Below are 15,623 nucleotides of genomic sequence, written 5' to 3'. Positions count from 1 at the left end.
TCGCCAGGCTGTCAAACGTCAAATGTCCCATGTCGAATGTCAGATGTACTTGTCAAACGACCAGACGACCAGATTACCCAATTGAATTTGGTCATTTGCCTCGCCGTCGACTTCCGTGAAGGCAAGATCTCGATTGGCTCCGGGCGCATGGCGCCGACGTCAATGGCCGCGCCAACGTTGATGCCGACGGTTTCGGCGGCCACACAGCACTGTTCAATGGTTTCCGGCCCCTGGCGGATAACGGCATAACCGCCACCCTGTTGCAACACGGCGCCGCGAAAGATGTGCGCGCGAACCTGCGAAAATTCCTGGACTGGATCGAAAAACCTCATTGGCACGAGGTTCGCCGTGTAAGTCCCCCCGAATGGGCGCGTGGATTCCCTGATCAGGGTTGGGTGAACGCCGAAGCTCTCCGGCTTCTCGACTAAGGATTTCATGGGTTCGGAGTCACGTTGGAAAATCTCAGCTGCGCTGCAGGACGGGATTGCTTCCTGAACGTTGAAAACTGCCAACTGCAGGGCCGCATTGCAACCTGAAACTTGGAAACTGTCAGCTGCACGACCGGATTGCAACCTGAAACTTGAAAACCGTCAGCTGCACGGCCGGATTGCAGCCTGAAACTTGGCAACTGTCAGCTGCACGGCGGGATTACAAGCTGAAACTTGAAAACCGTCAGCTGCACGACCGCATTGCAACCTGAAACTTGGAAACTGTCAGCTGCACGGCCGGATTGCAACCTGAAACTTGAAAACCGTTAGCTGCATGGCCGCGTTGCAATCTGAAACTTGGCAACTGTCAGCCGCACGACCTCATTGCAACCTGAAACTTGAAAACTGTCAGCCGCACGGCGGGATTACAACCTGAAACTTGGGAATTGTCAGCCTCGACTAAGGATTTTCGGCGGGCTCTGGGACACGTTCGACCACGAATACTTCCGTTACCTGGCGCTGCGAATCGAGCCTGGCGCTGCGAATCGAGCCTGACTCCCAGTTGTTCCTGAATCGCGGTAAAAACGGTCTGCACCTCATCGACATTCCCAATGCCCAAACGGCCCGGCACGGCCTCTCCCGGCAAAGAGCTGCGCACGGCGCTGAATTGCAAATCCAGATCGAACGTCCCCGTCAGGCCGGTCTCATCGACCAACGGGCGGTCGAGAAAATCTCCAAGAAACCTCGCGAATTCGGTAATCGTTGTTGCTCCGGCTCTCAGGCTTGCGCTGGTTGGCGTTTGGCTCACGAGAACGCCGCATTCCACGCGACCGCCCGCCATTCGGGGGCTGTTCCCTGGACAATTTGTGGTCGACTCGCGCAAGTCGGGGCCCAGCTTGCGATCCGCTCGAATGTAAGACTATTACGGCAGGTGGCGCGGACGGAACGGGCTGAAAGGCGGTCATAGTATGGATTCGGCTCCTTGTGCTTTTTGTGGTTCGGTCCCCGTCAGAACCGCGAGCCGGAATATTAAGACATGCCGTTTATTCCGCTAATCCTTTCCTTTCGTTGTGCTTTGATGTTCAGCGCAAAACACTTCGGACAAAAGCCTACGTCATAGTAAATCGGGGTATTCTTCATGTCACTCCAGTACGACGTCCCATTCTTGTATTCCGCTTTGATTGTTAGTTCATGCCCGCAGGCATATTTCGTGACGATAGTCTTTTGCTTCGACCTTGGTGATTTGCTTTTGATTTCTTCGCCGTCTCCCGACGGCATTAGTTCGCATGGCACGCCATAGACATAACCAATCCAGCCAGCCAGCGGCTCGATTGCCGGCGTGCACCAGAGCCGCCGGGGATAGCCGAACTGCGCACGATAGCCATCCTCATGCTCGATGACCTTACCCCATAGGTTAATCTCGCCGTAGACGAGCCTGCGAGACGATTGGGCAGCCCATCCAGAATAGATGTTTCTTATCTCACGTAGGAGTCTCGGCTTCTCCTTGTAGGCATAGATGCCACACGTACAAGTCAGGTGTGGTGCCTGCTGCTCGCTGTGAGCCTTCCGGAGGACCAAGCTACCGATGGTCGCATACGGTTCACAGTGCGCTTCGATCTTCTCACGAGGCACGTAGATCGTGTCGTTGCCAAGATTCGCAAGAAAGTGCGGATACATGAAGTTCCATTGCCGCCAGCCGACGATGGGTTCTCGGACGATCACTAGGCTGGCACCTTGACTGGATCGGCTGGCTGCTCGAATGGTACTTCTTTCTCGGGTACCGGTTCTTCCAGCGGCTCAACTTCGATGATTCTCAATGGTTCACCTATCTGAGACATGCTGTACTCCTTATCAGGGGGGCCGTGACGTGTCCCGAAGGATTTGTTAAGATTGGCCGAAAATTCAATGGCTGTCCCGGAAGTATTTCATTTCGAAGAATTTACGCTGGACGTGGGAGAGCGGCGGCTGCTGCGCGGCAGCGAAACCGTTCGCTTGTCACCGAAGACCTACGATGTGCTGGTTTTGTTGGTGCGGCAGTCGGGGCGGCTGGTCACGAAGGACGAATTGCTGGCGCATGTCTGGCCCGAGTCGTTCGTCGAAGAAGGTATTCTCAATGTTCACGTGGCCGCACTGCGCAAAGCTCTCGGCGACGACACGCGGCCTCCGGCCTACATCGAGACCGTCGTGCGGTCAGGGTATCGCTTCATCGCTGCAGTCCGGTTTGATTCGGGCGGCGAGAAGCCATTCGCATCGAGCGCCGTGACACGTCCCGTCGAACTTTATGAGCTTGTCGGACGCGGCCGGTCTCATCTGTTGTCCGGCTCGTTCTTCGAGATGCCGGCCGCCGTGGACGCCTTTCGTTCCGCGATCGAGATCGATCCGACCTATGCACCTGCGCACGCCGGCTTGGCCCGCGCATGGTGCCTGCAGGCAGTGTTTCGCGCAGTGCCATACCAGGAAGCGTTTACAGAGGCGAAAGCGTCCGCCTTGCGCGCGCTGGCGATGGACAGCGGATCGGCCGACGCGCAAGTTGCCCTTGGCACCGTCCTACTTCTGGGCGAGTGGGACTGGACGGCGGCGCAACGCAGCCTGTGCCGTGCGCTCGAGATCAATCCGGACCACACCGAGGCGCTCCTGCAATATGGGTCGCTCCAGGAAGCGCTCGGGCGGCTTGACGAAGGGCTGCGATGCAAGCAGCAGGCGCTCGCACGCGATCCGCGGTCGCCCGGCGTTCTGGCGCAGATCGCCATCTCGTATTGGCATCAGCGGAAGTACGACGAGACGCAAGTCTGGGCTCGGCGAGCTCTTGAGATCGACCCGAAGCATGTGCTGGCGAGCCAATTCATTACGAAGGTTTATTGGAAGATCGGTGATGTCGATAGTTTCGCGGCCTGGACCGTCAGCCAGGTTAACCGGGCCATGGCATGGGGCTTTCCCGAAGAGAGAGTGGCGGTGATGAAGCAGGTCACCGCGGACATGCAGCAGGTGTACGCGACCGCCGGCCTCCCTGGCGTGAGCCGGTTCTGGGTGGATCAGATAACGAACCCGCAAATGGACTTCGACATCTTGTTGAAGATGGCATCCTTTCGCGCCGTTCTGTATGGGGCAGCAGACCGGCTCGATGAAGCGTTCGGCTGCCTCGACCAGGCCATCGCGCTCCGCGATCCAGCACTTGTTCACCTGGCGGTCGCACCGGATTGGGACAGCCTGCGAGCGGACCCGCGGTTCGCAGAACGCCTCCGATCGATGGCGCTTCCTTCGGTCGCCTGGGACAAGATCGGCAACGTGTAGCGCATGCGTCCGCTACGAATTCCGCACCGGCCGCTTTTGCGTATACTCATCGCGGTGCTTCAACCCGACAGGGATTGATCGACGTCAGCGACTGGAACGCCGGCCTGAATGTGCTGCAGGATGAGGGTATTTGAGAAGTTAAGACGAGTTGAGAGACTGCTCCATTCCCCTCCGTTTTCAAGGAGGGGTGCCCGAGCGATCAAATCGTTAGAACGAGAGGGCGGGGTGGTTAGTCACGAACTGCGCAGCGCACCTTATTTTGATTTTGAAGTTACTAACCGCCCCGTCTGCGCCGCTAAGGAGCGGGCCGTTTTATTGATGGCGCAGCCACCCCGCCTTGGAAAGGCGGGGAATGTCCTCAGGCAACTCGTTCGTTACGACTTCCCGCTTTAACGGATTATTGACCCTTATCCCCGGTAGTGTTATATGGTTAACCTTCCGCAACCCTTACACATAGGAGATACAATGCGTCGAACAATGACTCTCATCAGTTTGGCGGTGGCCGTTTGTTTGACCATCGCACTCGGACTGACGTTGACCGCAGCACGCCAACCGGCTCCCGCTGCTGAGTTGATGTCGGGCAAAGTCCCGCTCATGTCCGCAGGTGCACTGGCTTTCGGGCCGAACGGCATTCTGTTTGTCGGGGACTCCGTCGGCGGATCCATCGTCGCGATCGATACACAGGACAATAAAGCTCCGGCTGCACCGGTAAAAATCAACGTCGACGGCGTGGACGCGAAGATCGCAGCCATGGTCGGCATTACGCCGGATCAGATCGTGATCAATTTCGTCGCGGTCAACCCGGTATCCAAGAACGTCTATCTGTCGGCTTCGCGCGGCCGCGGCCCGGATGCCATGCCTCTCATCATGAAAGTCGATGCCTCCGGCAAAGTTTCGGCGCTGCCGCTCGACAACGCGAAATATGCCTCCGTCAGCCTCGCGGACGCGCCGGTTGCAAATGCCAGCGCCCGCCAGAATCCGCGCATGCAGACGATCACAGACATGTCTTACATCAACGGCAACGTGATGGTGGCCGGCCTGTCGAACGAAGAATGGTCTTCGGCTCTGCGCTCGATTCCTTATCCGTTTAACGCTGCCCCGAAGGGCGCCACTCTCCAGATCTGGCACTCCTCCCACGGCCGATATGAAACGGCGTCGCCGATCCGGACTTTCGTTCCTTACACGATCTCCGGTCAGCAGTACGTTCTCGCCGCCTATACCTGCACGCCGCTGGTGAAGATCCCGGTGAGCGAGTTGAAGCCGGGCGCGAAGATCAAAGGCGTGGAAATCGCTGATCTTGGCGCGGGCAATCAGCCTCTCGACATGGTTCCTTATAAGAAGGATGGCCACGAGTACATTCTCATCGCCAACAGCGCTTTCGGCGTCGTGAAGCTCAAGGCCGATAACCTCGAGAAGTATCCTGCAATCGTCGAGCCGACGGTGACCGATGTTGCCGGCGTTCCTTATGACAAGATTTCCGGCCTCTCGGATGTGCGCCACATTGCCCAGATCGACAATTCCAGCGTGCTGCTTCTGACCGGCAAAGCCGGAGCCGGACCGGTCAATCTATCGACAACCGCTCTGCCGTAATTTGCCCGTGTTTCGCTGTAGACCTTCGCTTGCCGCAGCCGCAGTCCTCCTCCTGATGGGGATGACTGCGGCGGGGCAGGCCGTATCCCTCCAGTTCGACGGCGCAAGCTTCAAAGTCGCCGGCTGGAAGGCTCCCGCCGTGCCGCCCGCCGCTGGTTGGGCTTCCCTTTTTGCTGTATACGCAGCGGTTGGGGACGTGCCTCCACTTCTTGGTACATACTCCGTACAACAAGGCACTCTCGCCTTCCGTCCGAATTTTCCAATTTCCGCAGGAGTCCGGTACCGCGCCGTTTTCCATCCGCCGGCCGGCGCGCCCGTCGAGAAAACTTTCGACGGCCCGCCCAAAGAAACAACTCCGATCACCCGCGTGGTGCAGATCTATCCCTCCGGGGATGTTCTACCGAGCAACCAACTCCGCTTGTACATCTATTTCTCGGCTCCGATGAGCCGCGGTGTCGCTGCGCAATATATGCATGTTCTCGATGAGAAGGGCAAAGTTCTCCAGGGCATGGACAGTGTTTTTCTCCGCAGCCAGGAGTTATGGGATCCGGGGTTTAAGCGCCTCACGATGACTTTCGATCCCGGCCGCATCAAACGCGGGCTGACCTCGAATCAGAAGATCGGGCCGCCGATCATGGAAGGAAAACAGTACACGATCGTGATCGATCGCGAGTGGCCGGATGCGCGTGGCGTTGCGATGGTGGAAGGATTCCGCAAGTCTTTCCGCGGTGGCCCCGCGCAGAGAACGCCGCCGGACCCGAAGCAATGGCGTGTGACGGCGCCGAAGGCCGGAACGGCTGACCCGATTGTGGTGAGTTTGCCGACTCCGATGAATTATCCGCTGCTGCAACGGATGCTCCAGATTTCAGGCCCGCAAGGTAATGTGACGGGCACCGTGTCGATTGCGCGGCAGGAAACAGAGTGGCGCTTTACGCCGCGTGAAGCCTGGAAGGCCGGCGATTATCATCTGAATGTGAATACCGGAATCGAAGACCTCGCCGGAAACCACGTCGGCCAGCCATTCGATATCGACACGTTCGAAAAAGTCACCGAGCAGATCGTTACGGAAACGATGTCGCTGCCGATTCGCATCAGATAGGAAAACGGGGAAATTAGCCGCAGATGACGCGGATGACGCGGATGGGGGCGCAAAAACGAATTTCATGATGCGCCCCCATCTGCGTCATCCGCGTCATCTGCGGCTAATTTCCCCGTTTTCCAGGTTAGCGCCGGATACTCAACTCCCGGTGCTCGTAATCGATCGAGACCTTGAACCGCCTCAAATAATCCGCGCCGATGATCCCATCGACCTGCAGCGTCCTTAACAGCTCAAAATCCGCGACGGCAATCTGCATCTGCATGATGCGGACGCCGCCGATCTGCACTGTCTCCATCGTGCGAATGGTGACCGGCACGTTGCCCGCTGCCGTAATTAGAAATTCACTCCGCCCAGCCGGAATGTTCAGCCGATCGGCCACCCGGCTCGAGAGGATACTGTGCGTCGCGCCCGTATCCAGAAGAAACCGGTACTCGCCGTGTCCATTCAAAATGACCGGAATGACCACGAGAGAATCGCGCACGAAACTGAACGGGATACGAGGTTCATCGACATCTGTGGATGCGAAGGACACCTGTGCCAGCATTGCCGCAATTATGATTTTCGTGATCATGACGATAGCGTAGGCGGGCCGCCCCGCTTGCAACAGATTCAGGTCTGCTGCGGGCCGGCGGGTACAACCGGAAACTGTACTCCTGCGATTCGCATATTTCTGAATCTGTACGAAGCCCCTGCTTGCGCGTACAGTAGGCCTATGAAATCGATGCAAGCGCTGAAGCCACCGCTCTATTTGAAAGTCGCCCGCCAGATCGAGCAGCAGATCCGCAAAGGCGCCCTCCAGGCCGGCGATCGCGTTCCCTCGATCCGCGGCTTGCGGCGCCAACAGGGAGTCAGTGTCTCGACCGTGCTGCAGGCGTATTTCTGGCTGGAGAATCAGGGCTGGATCGAGCCGCGGCCCCAATCGGGTTTTTACGTTAGGGTGCCATACGCGGAACTCGTGCCCGAGCCCGAGTTCCAGCCCAAAGCCGGCGTGCCCACGGACGTTGGCGTGAGCGGAGTTCTGGATGAAGTGGTGAAGTGTCTCGGCGATCACACTATGGTTCCACTGGGCGCCGCGTCGCCGAATCCTTCGTTGTATCCGAACGCGAGGCTCAACAAAATCATCAACCGGATCGCGCGGAATAACCCAACCCACAGCGCCAGATACGAACTGGCGACCGGCCTGGAGCCCCTGCGCCGTCAGATCGCGCGCCGGGCGACCGGCTTCGGATGCACCTTTTCTCCCAATGACGTGATCATTACCTGTGGCGGGATGGAGGCCTTGAATCTGGCGATGCGCGCCGTCGCCCGTCCCGGCGAGGTGCTGGCGATCGAGAGCCCGACGTACTTCGGGATCCTGCACATCATCGAATCGCTCGGAATGAAGGCGATCGAAATACCGACGCATCCCCGGACGGGCATGGACCTGGATGCGCTCTCCCGCGCTATCCGGAAGCATTCGGTGCGAGCGTGCGTCACGATTGCGAATGGCCACAATCCGCTCGGATTCATTCTGGATGACGAATACAAGAAGAACCTGGTGGCGCTGCTGACCAGACATAACGTTCCGCTGATTGAGGACGACATCTACGGCGATCTGGCCTTCAACGGCACTCGCCCGAAGACCGCAAAGGCATTTGACTCCGAAGGGCTCGTTCTCCTGTGTTCTTCTTTTTCGAAAGTGCTTGCCCCCGGCTTTCGCATCGGCTGGATTGAAGGCGGCCGCTATCGCGACGAAGTCAGGCGCTTGAAATTCATCAACACGCTGGGATCGCCGTCGTTGCCGCAGCTGGCAATTGCGGAATTCATCGATTCCGGCGGCTACGACCGGTACTTGCGCAGTCTTCGACAGACACTCGCGCAGCAGGTCCAACGCCACAGCCAGGCCGCGGCCAGGTACTTCCCGGAGGGAACGAAAATCTCTCGTCCTGCCGCAGGGCACGTGCTGTGGGTGGAGCTGCCACCTGCGATCGACTCGTGGAAACTGTTTCGCGCCGCGGCGTCACAGAAGATCAGCATCGTGCCCGGAATGACCTTTTCGCCGACGCAGCGGTTCGGGAACCACATCCGGCTGAGCTGCGGCCATCCTCTCAATGATTCCATGGAGCGCGCCATCGCGACGCTCGGCAAGCTGTGTGATAAGCAGATGTAGCGCGGGTCAGACTTCGACAATCCAGCCGGCTGGCGCCTCTGCCTGTCCATACTGGATTCGAACGATTGCGTCGTAAAGGCGCTGCGTCAGCTCACCCGTCGCATTGTTGTGAATGGTGAGCGCCGAGTCCTTGTACACCAGCTCACCGACCGGAGAGATCACGGCCGCCGTGCCGGTTCCCCATACTTCTTTGAGCGCGCCTTGATGGTGCGCTTCGACGACTTCGTCGATGGAAATCTGCCGCTCCTCAACGTCCATGCCCCAGGAGCGCATCAAGTACAGAACGGAATCGCGTGTGACGCCGGCAAGAATTGTTCCGCCGAGCGGAGGCGTGACGATCCGGTCGCCGATTCTCACCATGATGTTCATGGTGCCGACTTCCTCGAGATACCTCCGGTGGATGCCGTCCAGATAAAGCACCTGCGCAAAGCCGTCATGTTTCGCCCGCTCGCCGGCCCGCAGCGTTGCCGCATAGTTGGCCCCGGCCTTCGCGCCACCCAGTCCGCCTTCGACGGCCCGGACGTCGCGCTCTTCCACGCGAAGACGCACCGGCGCCATCCCGGTCGAATAGTAGGCGCCGACCGGAGAAAGAATCACGAAATAGGTGTAGGACTTGGCTGGCCGCACTCCCAGAAACGCTTCTGTCGCCACCATCGTCGGACGGATATAAACGGCCGTGCCGATATTGTGAGGCACCCAGTCGCGATCGATATCGACCAGCTTTTCGATCGAGGCCAGAGCCAGCTCCGGATCGAGCTGCGGCATGCAAAGGCGTTCGGCGGAACGATTCAGGCGCCGCACGTGCATATCCGGGCGGAAGAGACGGATTTTGCCGTCGACGCCGCGAAAACCTTTCAGCCCGTCGAAAACTTCCTGCGCATAGTGAAGAACCGCCGCGGCGGGATTGAGCCTCAGTTCGCCATAGGGCTCGACCCTGGCATCATGCCAGCCCTTTCCTTCCTGGTAATCACAGCGGAACCAATGGTCCGTGAAGATCTGCCCGAATCCCAACGCGGTTTCGTCGGGCTTGTTTGCCGGCTTTGTGCTTTTCGTAATCTGTATTGAAATCATTGCAGCGGGCGTTTTTCCGATTTTTGCCTTTGCCACAGCCAAGGCACCCGTTTACTTTACAATACGGGGAACGTTGTTGACCGCAATTAATCCGATTCAATTGGAGAGTTCATGAAACTGTGGTCTTGTCTCGCCAAGTCGCTGTTGATATTGACCTTGACCCTGCCTGCATTCGCACAGTCCCTGTCGACGGGCGGGCAGCTGAGCGGCACCATCTTTGATCCAAAGGGCGGGGTTGTGCCGGGTGCAATGATCACGCTGCATTCGGAAGCCAGCGCGTTTGAGCAGAGCGTGGTTTCCGACGCATCCGGGACGTACCGATTTCTTTTCGTTCCGGCGGGCCAGTACACGATATCCGTTCAGGCTTCCGGTTTCAGCAAGCTGACGGGTAGAGGCATCACGGTGACGGTCGGCCAGGTGGCGAACCTGCCGATCACGCTCCAGCTGCCGGGCGTAAATGCGGAGGTCACGGTGACCGCCGACGCCTCGATCATCGAAACCCAGCGGACGTCGCTGGCGACAACCGTAGATGAGCTGCGCATCGACAACCTGCCGATCAACGGCCGCAATTACATCAATTTCACATTGACCAACTCCCAGACGGCCAGGGATACGACGCCCTCGATCGGCGCCGCTCCAACCTCGGGATTGAACATCGGCGGCCAGCGGGCGCGCGCCAATCTCGTCAACGTGGATGGCGCGGACGCGACGGATAACTCCGTGAATGGCGTGCGTTCGACGGTTTCGCAGGAGGCGGTGCAGGAATTTCAACTCATCACGAACGGTTACGCGGCGGAATATGGCCGGGCATCCGGCGGCGTGGTGAACATCGTGACGCGGTCCGGGGGCAACGCCATTCACGGCACGGCTTTCGGATATCTCCGCAACCGCAATATCCAGGCAGTGAATCCGTTCTCAACCGTGCCGAATCCGGCATACACGCGGGTGCAGAGCGGTCTCACCTTCAGCGGTCCGCTCAAAAAGGATAAGACGTTCTACTTTTTCTCGTTCGAGAGCACCCGCCGGCATGAAACGGGATTTTCCAGCATCGGCGCCGCCAATTTCGGTCTGACGCCGCTGTCGCTTCCGGGCCTCGGGACACTCCAGGTGACGCCGGATCAGGCGGCCTTCATCGGCGCAAACGCCGCCGCCCTCGCGCTTCCTTCAACGAATCCGGCAAATCAATTCCTGAGCTCGTACCTTTTTCTGGCGGGCGCATCGTCTGCTGTGGCGACAACCGGAACACAGCCGATCGCGTTCGGAGGACGGCAAGGGTTTGCCAGCACGTGTACACCGCAAACGCCGGTCTGCGCTCCGCTGCCCGCTTCATTCAGCAGCTTGAATTCCGACCGCGGCAACTTTCCCGTCTTCGAAGGCACCAGTATTTACTCGCTGCGTCTGGACCACCATTTCGACAACTCGCACCAGCTGACGCTGCGCGGGGGCGCCAGCCCGAGCACGGTGACGGGAATACAGGTGAATGCGCAAGGTCCTTCCGAAAATTTCGGACAGAATTCGTTCTCCCGCACCTCGCAGCAAACGTTCCGCGACGCCAGCATCACGGCCCAATATTTGTGGACGATCTCGCCGTCGAAGGTCTATGAGCTTCGTTTCCAGTACGCCCGGCGCGGCCTGCTGTACAACTTCTCGCCGGATCCGCATGGCGGCGATGTCGCTGTGAACATTCCCGGGTTCGCTTTTATCGGCCGCGAACCGTTCAGTTATGTCCGGCGGACCGAGGAACGGTATCAGGTCACAGATAGTTTGTCCTGGCAGCACGGACACCACACCGTAAAATTCGGGGGCGACATCAACCACCTTCCACTGGCGGCCGACTTCACCGTGAACTTTGGGGGCGTGTATAACTTCGGCCAATTGGCGCCGGGGTCGTTCGGATTGCCTTCAACGTTCGGCGGACAGGCGGTTCCGAGCTTCAGCCCGGTGCAGGCTTATGGCCTGGGCGTGCCCCAGGTGTTTATCCAGGGCATAGGCAATCCGCATCAGGCTTTCAGCGTTACAACGTATGCAAGCTTCGTGCAGGACTCGTGGCGCCTCCGGCAGAACCTGACGCTGAATTACGGCGTGCGATACGACGTCGAGCTGACTCCGACATTTCCGGCCGTCAACACGATCTCGCAAAATGCGCAGAACGCGCTGGGAATTGTCAAAGGCGTGCCGCAAGATACCAACAATTTTGCGCCGCGTATCGGCCTGGCGTGGGATCCCGGGAATAACGGCAAAACCGTCGTCCGTACCAGTTACGGTATTTTCTACGATCATCCGCTGCTGGCGCTCATCTTCAACTCCGCTATTGCCGATGGCGCAGGCACCCCGCAGTTTGCCTGGACCGGAGGTTCGCCGGCTCCTTGCACGAACTCCAGCGCTGCGGCCGCGAACGTCAACGCGACCAATATTTTTCAGGGCTTGCTGGGCTGTTTGCCTGCGAGTTTCGGTTACCTGCCGAATCAGCAGCGGTTCGATTCGTTTCTGCCCAATTCGATATTCGTCAACGAGAACTATTTGAGCGCGGGAATCCCGCTCTCGATTCTGCCTTTCGGCCTTCCGACGGGGAAGAATTTCGAGTACGCGTATTCTCAACAGGCGAACTTCAGCATCGAGCGGGACCTCGGCCACAACTTCGCGCTGGATCTCGCCTACAGCTTTAACGGCGGACACCACCTGAACCGGCCGCGTGACTTCAATCCGCCGATATACAGCGCGCTGATATCGAACTGGCAGGCGGCGATGTCGGATCCGGCATTGACGGCCGCACAAAAAGCGGATTTTGCAACGAACCCTCTTCTGGTCGATCAGTTTGGTGTCAGCCCGACGCTGGGCCCGTATGTTGCCGCCGCCGTCACCAACTTCTTCAGACGTTCCGGAGCCAATCCGACATACTGCGGCGCGGCGACGAATGGCGTCACGTGTACCGGCACGATCCTGCCGCCGTTAGCACAGCAGCTGGTTTCGGCCGTGGAAACCAGATATGGGCTTGGACTCGGCGTGCCGGTCCCTTTCAGCGGGACGACGCCGAATGTATCGGACGGCAACTCGGTCTATCACGGATTCACGGCCAACCTGCGCAAGCGCTTCAGCAATAGATGGGAGATGCTGGGATCCTATACCTGGTCTCACGCGATCGACGACTCGACGGACCTGGAGACGCCGCTTTCACCGCAGGACAATCTTCATCCGAGCGAACGGTCGAGTTCCCTTTTCGATCAGCGTCATCGGTTCGTGTGGAGCGCGGTTTATCAATCGGGCAAGGTCACCGGCAATCTGCACGCTGTCCTGAGCGACTGGACGGTCGCGCCGATTTTCGAAATCAGTTCCGGCCGGCCTTTCGCGATCCTGACCGGCTCCGATACGAACTTCGATTTCGGAGCCAATACCGACCGGCCCAATGTCGTGTCTGCAGGCACAGCCACGGATTCCTGCGGCGATGCGCCCGTCGTTTCAAAATATTCGCCGACCGGATTCTTCCAGGCTTCATGTTTCATCGATGGCACGGTTCCCGGAAATCTCGGCCGCAATGCCGGAACGAAACCCCACACTATCTTTACCGATATGCGCGTCAGCAGGCGGCTCCGCATCTCCGAAACGGTGCACGCCGACGCCATATTGGACGTCTTCAACCTTATCAACCGGTTTAATGTTGCCGATGTGAATCCGCTGTATACGCAAGCCGGCGTCCCGACCTCTGCATTTGATCCACGGCAGCTGCAGTTTGCGTTGAAGCTGAACTGGTAACGAACTGCAGGCTACGGTGTGACGATCACCTGGCCGTGGACCAGCTCGCGATTGCCGTCCATGATGCTGATTTTCCACAGACCCGGCGTCATCTTGAAGGATTGCTGCGGGTAGACGTATACGTCGCTCCAGTCCGGTTCGTGGAAGAAGCTGAAGTGATGTTCGGAGCCGTCGGGAGCCTCGAAGTGATAGAGCAGGGTCTTACCGTCTTTGTAAGGAAAGTCCTTCGTAAATACCGCAATCTTCGCTTTGGCGGATATGCTGTCGGCTGGAGTAAAGCTGTCGTCCCTGGCAACTGTGCCGAAACTGAGCCGCTTCGGCCCTTCTTCGTTGAGGTCGTTGGCTTTCAGGGTTTCGCCGCCTTCGAAGCGGTAGTCTTCGAGCCTGGCAACGAAATCGTTCTGTGACTCGATATACCACTGCGTGGCGAGCTTGCGGTACTCGTTCATGCGCGCCGGATATTGCGTGGCGAGGTTGTGCGACTCGTGCGGATCCTGGTCGAGGCGGTAAAGCTCCTCGTCCTGCCCGGGCAGCACGGACTCGATGAATTTCCACTCTCCGTCGCGCAGGCCCCACAGCTCGGGATACGTGTTTTTATAGAAGTATTCGATCTTGCCCTTCGGTTCGAAAAGCGAGCCCGGCGTTCCTTCGGCGTCGAGCATGTCGAGCGTCGTCCAGAGCACATCGCCGTGGCTTGCGGGAAAGTCCACAGTGAGCGGCGAAAGTCTTTTTTTGAGGTCGGCGATGAGGAGAAAAGACCGCACATTCTCTTCATAAATAAAATTGCGATGCGTGAAGTTGCCCGGATGAAGCTCTCCGAAGCTTTCGCCGTGATCGCCGATGACAAGAAACAGCGTATCGTCGAGCCCGGCTTCGTTCAGGCCCTGGACCAGCCCGCCCAGAACCGAATCGGTAAAGTGAAGCGCGTTGGCGAAGCGGTTCTCGTTTTCGTTGTTGGCCTCCACGAGCGGGAAGCCGTCCGGCACATCATAAGGATGGTGCGTCGCGTCCAGATTGATGGTCATGAAGAACGGTTCGTTGCCTTTCTTCGCCCACGCCACGGCGCGATCCCCGACTTCGCGATCATCGATGCCCCAGCTGTTGAAGGCATGTTCATTCCGATACGACTCCGGCATGCGCTCGGGAATCAGTTTTTCGTCGAAGGGCAGCCGGTCGTAAAAGCCGTCCATGTTTTCGCTGTCGAGAAAAGCCGCGGAGAAAAAGCCGGTCCGGTAGCCGCGATTTTTAAGCTCGCCCGGCAGCGTGGGGCCGAGATACCGGTGCGCGAGTTCCTTGTAGACGCTGCCCCAGGTAATGATCTTGCCGCCCGTCATCACCGAGAGATGAGCGCGGACGGTGCCCGGGAAGGGCGCATAGACGGTGGTGAAAAGAACGCCATTACGGCTCAGCGAATACAGCGAGGGCGTCACCGTTGGATTCCAGTTTCCGCCCGGCTGGATCTGGCGATAGCCGGTTGACTCCATGAACACCAGCACGATGTTCGGATGACGGCCTTTCTGCAGCAGCGTGGCGCGAGACTTCTGCAGCGCAGCGCGTATGTTTGCGGGAATGTCGACCACGCCGTAGCGCAACGACCTCACATCCGCGACGGCATCCACCGTGGTGGGCCGCAGTGCCGCGCCTTGTCCTTTCAATAACGCGAGCAGCGGACTCTCAAGCCGCGGATCTTTTGGATGAGGCAGGGCCCCGGCCGTCAGCAGCACGCCGGCAGATGCGGCGATGATGGCGCGGTAAGGCACCGGTTTCGGTTTGAACCGGAATGATGCCGCGATCGTCAGCAACGCCAGCAGCGCGTCGAGAGCGAGGTATCGATCCGCTTCCGCTTCGGCCGAACTTCGGAGCATTTCCCATCGCGTCTTTCCGGATTCGGTCGTGAGAACGTGAAACGTGTCGCCTGTCGTCCGGGCGGACCAACCGGCCAGCACCAGCACGATCGCCAGCACGGCCACGGGAATCCGGACCAGTCTCGCCGCTGTCAGGGACGAACGCGCAAGGAGCGCGAGCATGACCACCAGACCCAGAAAAAAAATCTGTCCGGGGGCCCAGCCCTTCAGGTCTGCGAAACCGGTATAAACCAGCCCCGCCCACGTCGCCCGCACATGCAGTGCGATCAATAATATCCACGCCATATCCGCCGCATGATTGTACTCGGGACGGGCGCCTGACGGCAGGATTTGTAAAAGGACGAGAATCTGGTCCATCCGCGCGATCTGAGGCTAGAATG

General features: G+C 58.8%; 11 protein-coding genes. 5 read left to right on the top strand and 6 right to left on the bottom strand.

The window, feature by feature from the left end:
• Positions 1–11: 11 nt before the first annotated feature.
• The 3 genes from VGK48_04460 to VGK48_04450 all read right to left on the bottom strand — a co-directional run bounded on the left by VGK48_04460 (position 12) and on the right by VGK48_04450 (position 2,150).
• Entirely contained in the window at positions 12–512 is a 501-nt protein-coding gene (locus VGK48_04460; GenBank protein HEY2380414.1) for a hypothetical protein, read from the bottom strand.
• 283 nt (positions 513–795) lie between these two features.
• A complete protein-coding gene (locus VGK48_04455; protein ID HEY2380413.1) occupies positions 796–1,311 on the bottom strand; it encodes a TIGR03435 family protein in 516 nt (171 codons plus the stop codon).
• A 146-nt stretch (positions 1,312–1,457) separates the two neighbouring features.
• Positions 1,458–2,150 (bottom strand): hypothetical protein, encoded by a 693-nt coding sequence (locus VGK48_04450; GenBank protein ID HEY2380412.1) that lies wholly within the window; start codon positions 2,148–2,150, stop codon positions 1,458–1,460.
• Between the two features lie 168 nt (positions 2,151–2,318).
• Between VGK48_04450 and VGK48_04445 the strand changes: the two genes are divergently transcribed.
• From VGK48_04445 to VGK48_04435, 3 genes are all read left to right on the top strand, one after another.
• Positions 2,319–3,719, top strand: a complete 1,401-nt coding sequence (locus VGK48_04445) for a winged helix-turn-helix domain-containing protein (protein ID HEY2380411.1) — start codon at positions 2,319–2,321, stop codon at positions 3,717–3,719.
• Positions 3,720–4,184: 465 nt separating this feature from the next.
• Entirely contained in the window at positions 4,185–5,309 is a 1,125-nt protein-coding gene (locus tag VGK48_04440; GenBank protein HEY2380410.1) for a hypothetical protein, read from the top strand.
• Between the two features lie 7 nt (positions 5,310–5,316).
• Positions 5,317–6,408, top strand: a complete 1,092-nt coding sequence (locus VGK48_04435) for a hypothetical protein (protein HEY2380409.1) — start codon at positions 5,317–5,319, stop codon at positions 6,406–6,408.
• Positions 6,409–6,532: 124 nt separating this feature from the next.
• Here VGK48_04435 and VGK48_04430 read toward each other — a convergent pair whose 3' ends face one another.
• Positions 6,533–6,979 (bottom strand): retropepsin-like aspartic protease, encoded by a 447-nt coding sequence (locus tag VGK48_04430; GenBank protein ID HEY2380408.1) that lies wholly within the window; start codon positions 6,977–6,979, stop codon positions 6,533–6,535.
• A gap of 141 nt (positions 6,980–7,120) precedes the next feature.
• Here VGK48_04430 and VGK48_04425 point away from each other — a divergent pair, with 141 nt between their 5' ends.
• Positions 7,121–8,557, top strand: a complete 1,437-nt coding sequence (locus tag VGK48_04425) for a PLP-dependent aminotransferase family protein (protein HEY2380407.1) — start codon at positions 7,121–7,123, stop codon at positions 8,555–8,557.
• A gap of 6 nt (positions 8,558–8,563) precedes the next feature.
• Here the strand turns inward: VGK48_04425 and VGK48_04420 are convergent, their stop codons facing one another.
• Entirely contained in the window at positions 8,564–9,664 is a 1,101-nt protein-coding gene (locus VGK48_04420; protein HEY2380406.1) for a branched-chain amino acid aminotransferase, read from the bottom strand.
• Between the two features lie 75 nt (positions 9,665–9,739).
• Here VGK48_04420 and VGK48_04415 point away from each other — a divergent pair, with 75 nt between their 5' ends.
• On the top strand, positions 9,740–13,378 hold the full coding sequence (locus VGK48_04415; protein ID HEY2380405.1) for a TonB-dependent receptor: 3,639 nt from the start codon (positions 9,740–9,742) through the stop codon (positions 13,376–13,378).
• 11 nt (positions 13,379–13,389) lie between these two features.
• Here VGK48_04415 and VGK48_04410 read toward each other — a convergent pair whose 3' ends face one another.
• Positions 13,390–15,600 (bottom strand): sulfatase-like hydrolase/transferase, encoded by a 2,211-nt coding sequence (locus tag VGK48_04410; GenBank protein ID HEY2380404.1) that lies wholly within the window; start codon positions 15,598–15,600, stop codon positions 13,390–13,392.
• Between the last annotated feature and the right edge of the window lie 23 nt (positions 15,601–15,623).

This window comes from Terriglobia bacterium (assembly GCA_036496425.1).
In the GTDB taxonomy this organism is placed as follows: domain Bacteria; phylum Acidobacteriota; class Terriglobia; order 20CM-2-55-15; family 20CM-2-55-15; genus 20CM-2-55-15.
The sequence above is the reverse complement of the archived record's forward strand: the minus strand, read 5'-3'. Positions and strand labels throughout refer to the sequence as shown.

Bases quoted from the DNA above. Each gene is read 5' to 3' on its own strand.
- VGK48_04425 (HEY2380407.1), top strand. From the start codon at position 7,121: ATGAAATCGATGCAAGCGCTGAAGCCACCGCTCTATTTGAAAGTCGCC.
- VGK48_04415 (HEY2380405.1), top strand. From the start codon at position 9,740: ATGAAACTGTGGTCTTGTCTCGCCAAGTCGCTGTTGATATTGACCTTG.
- VGK48_04430 (HEY2380408.1), bottom strand. From the start codon at position 6,979: ATGATCACGAAAATCATAATTGCGGCAATGCTGGCACAGGTGTCCTTC.
- VGK48_04440 (HEY2380410.1), top strand. From the start codon at position 4,185: ATGCGTCGAACAATGACTCTCATCAGTTTGGCGGTGGCCGTTTGTTTG.
- VGK48_04410 (HEY2380404.1), bottom strand. From the start codon at position 15,600: ATGGACCAGATTCTCGTCCTTTTACAAATCCTGCCGTCAGGCGCCCGT.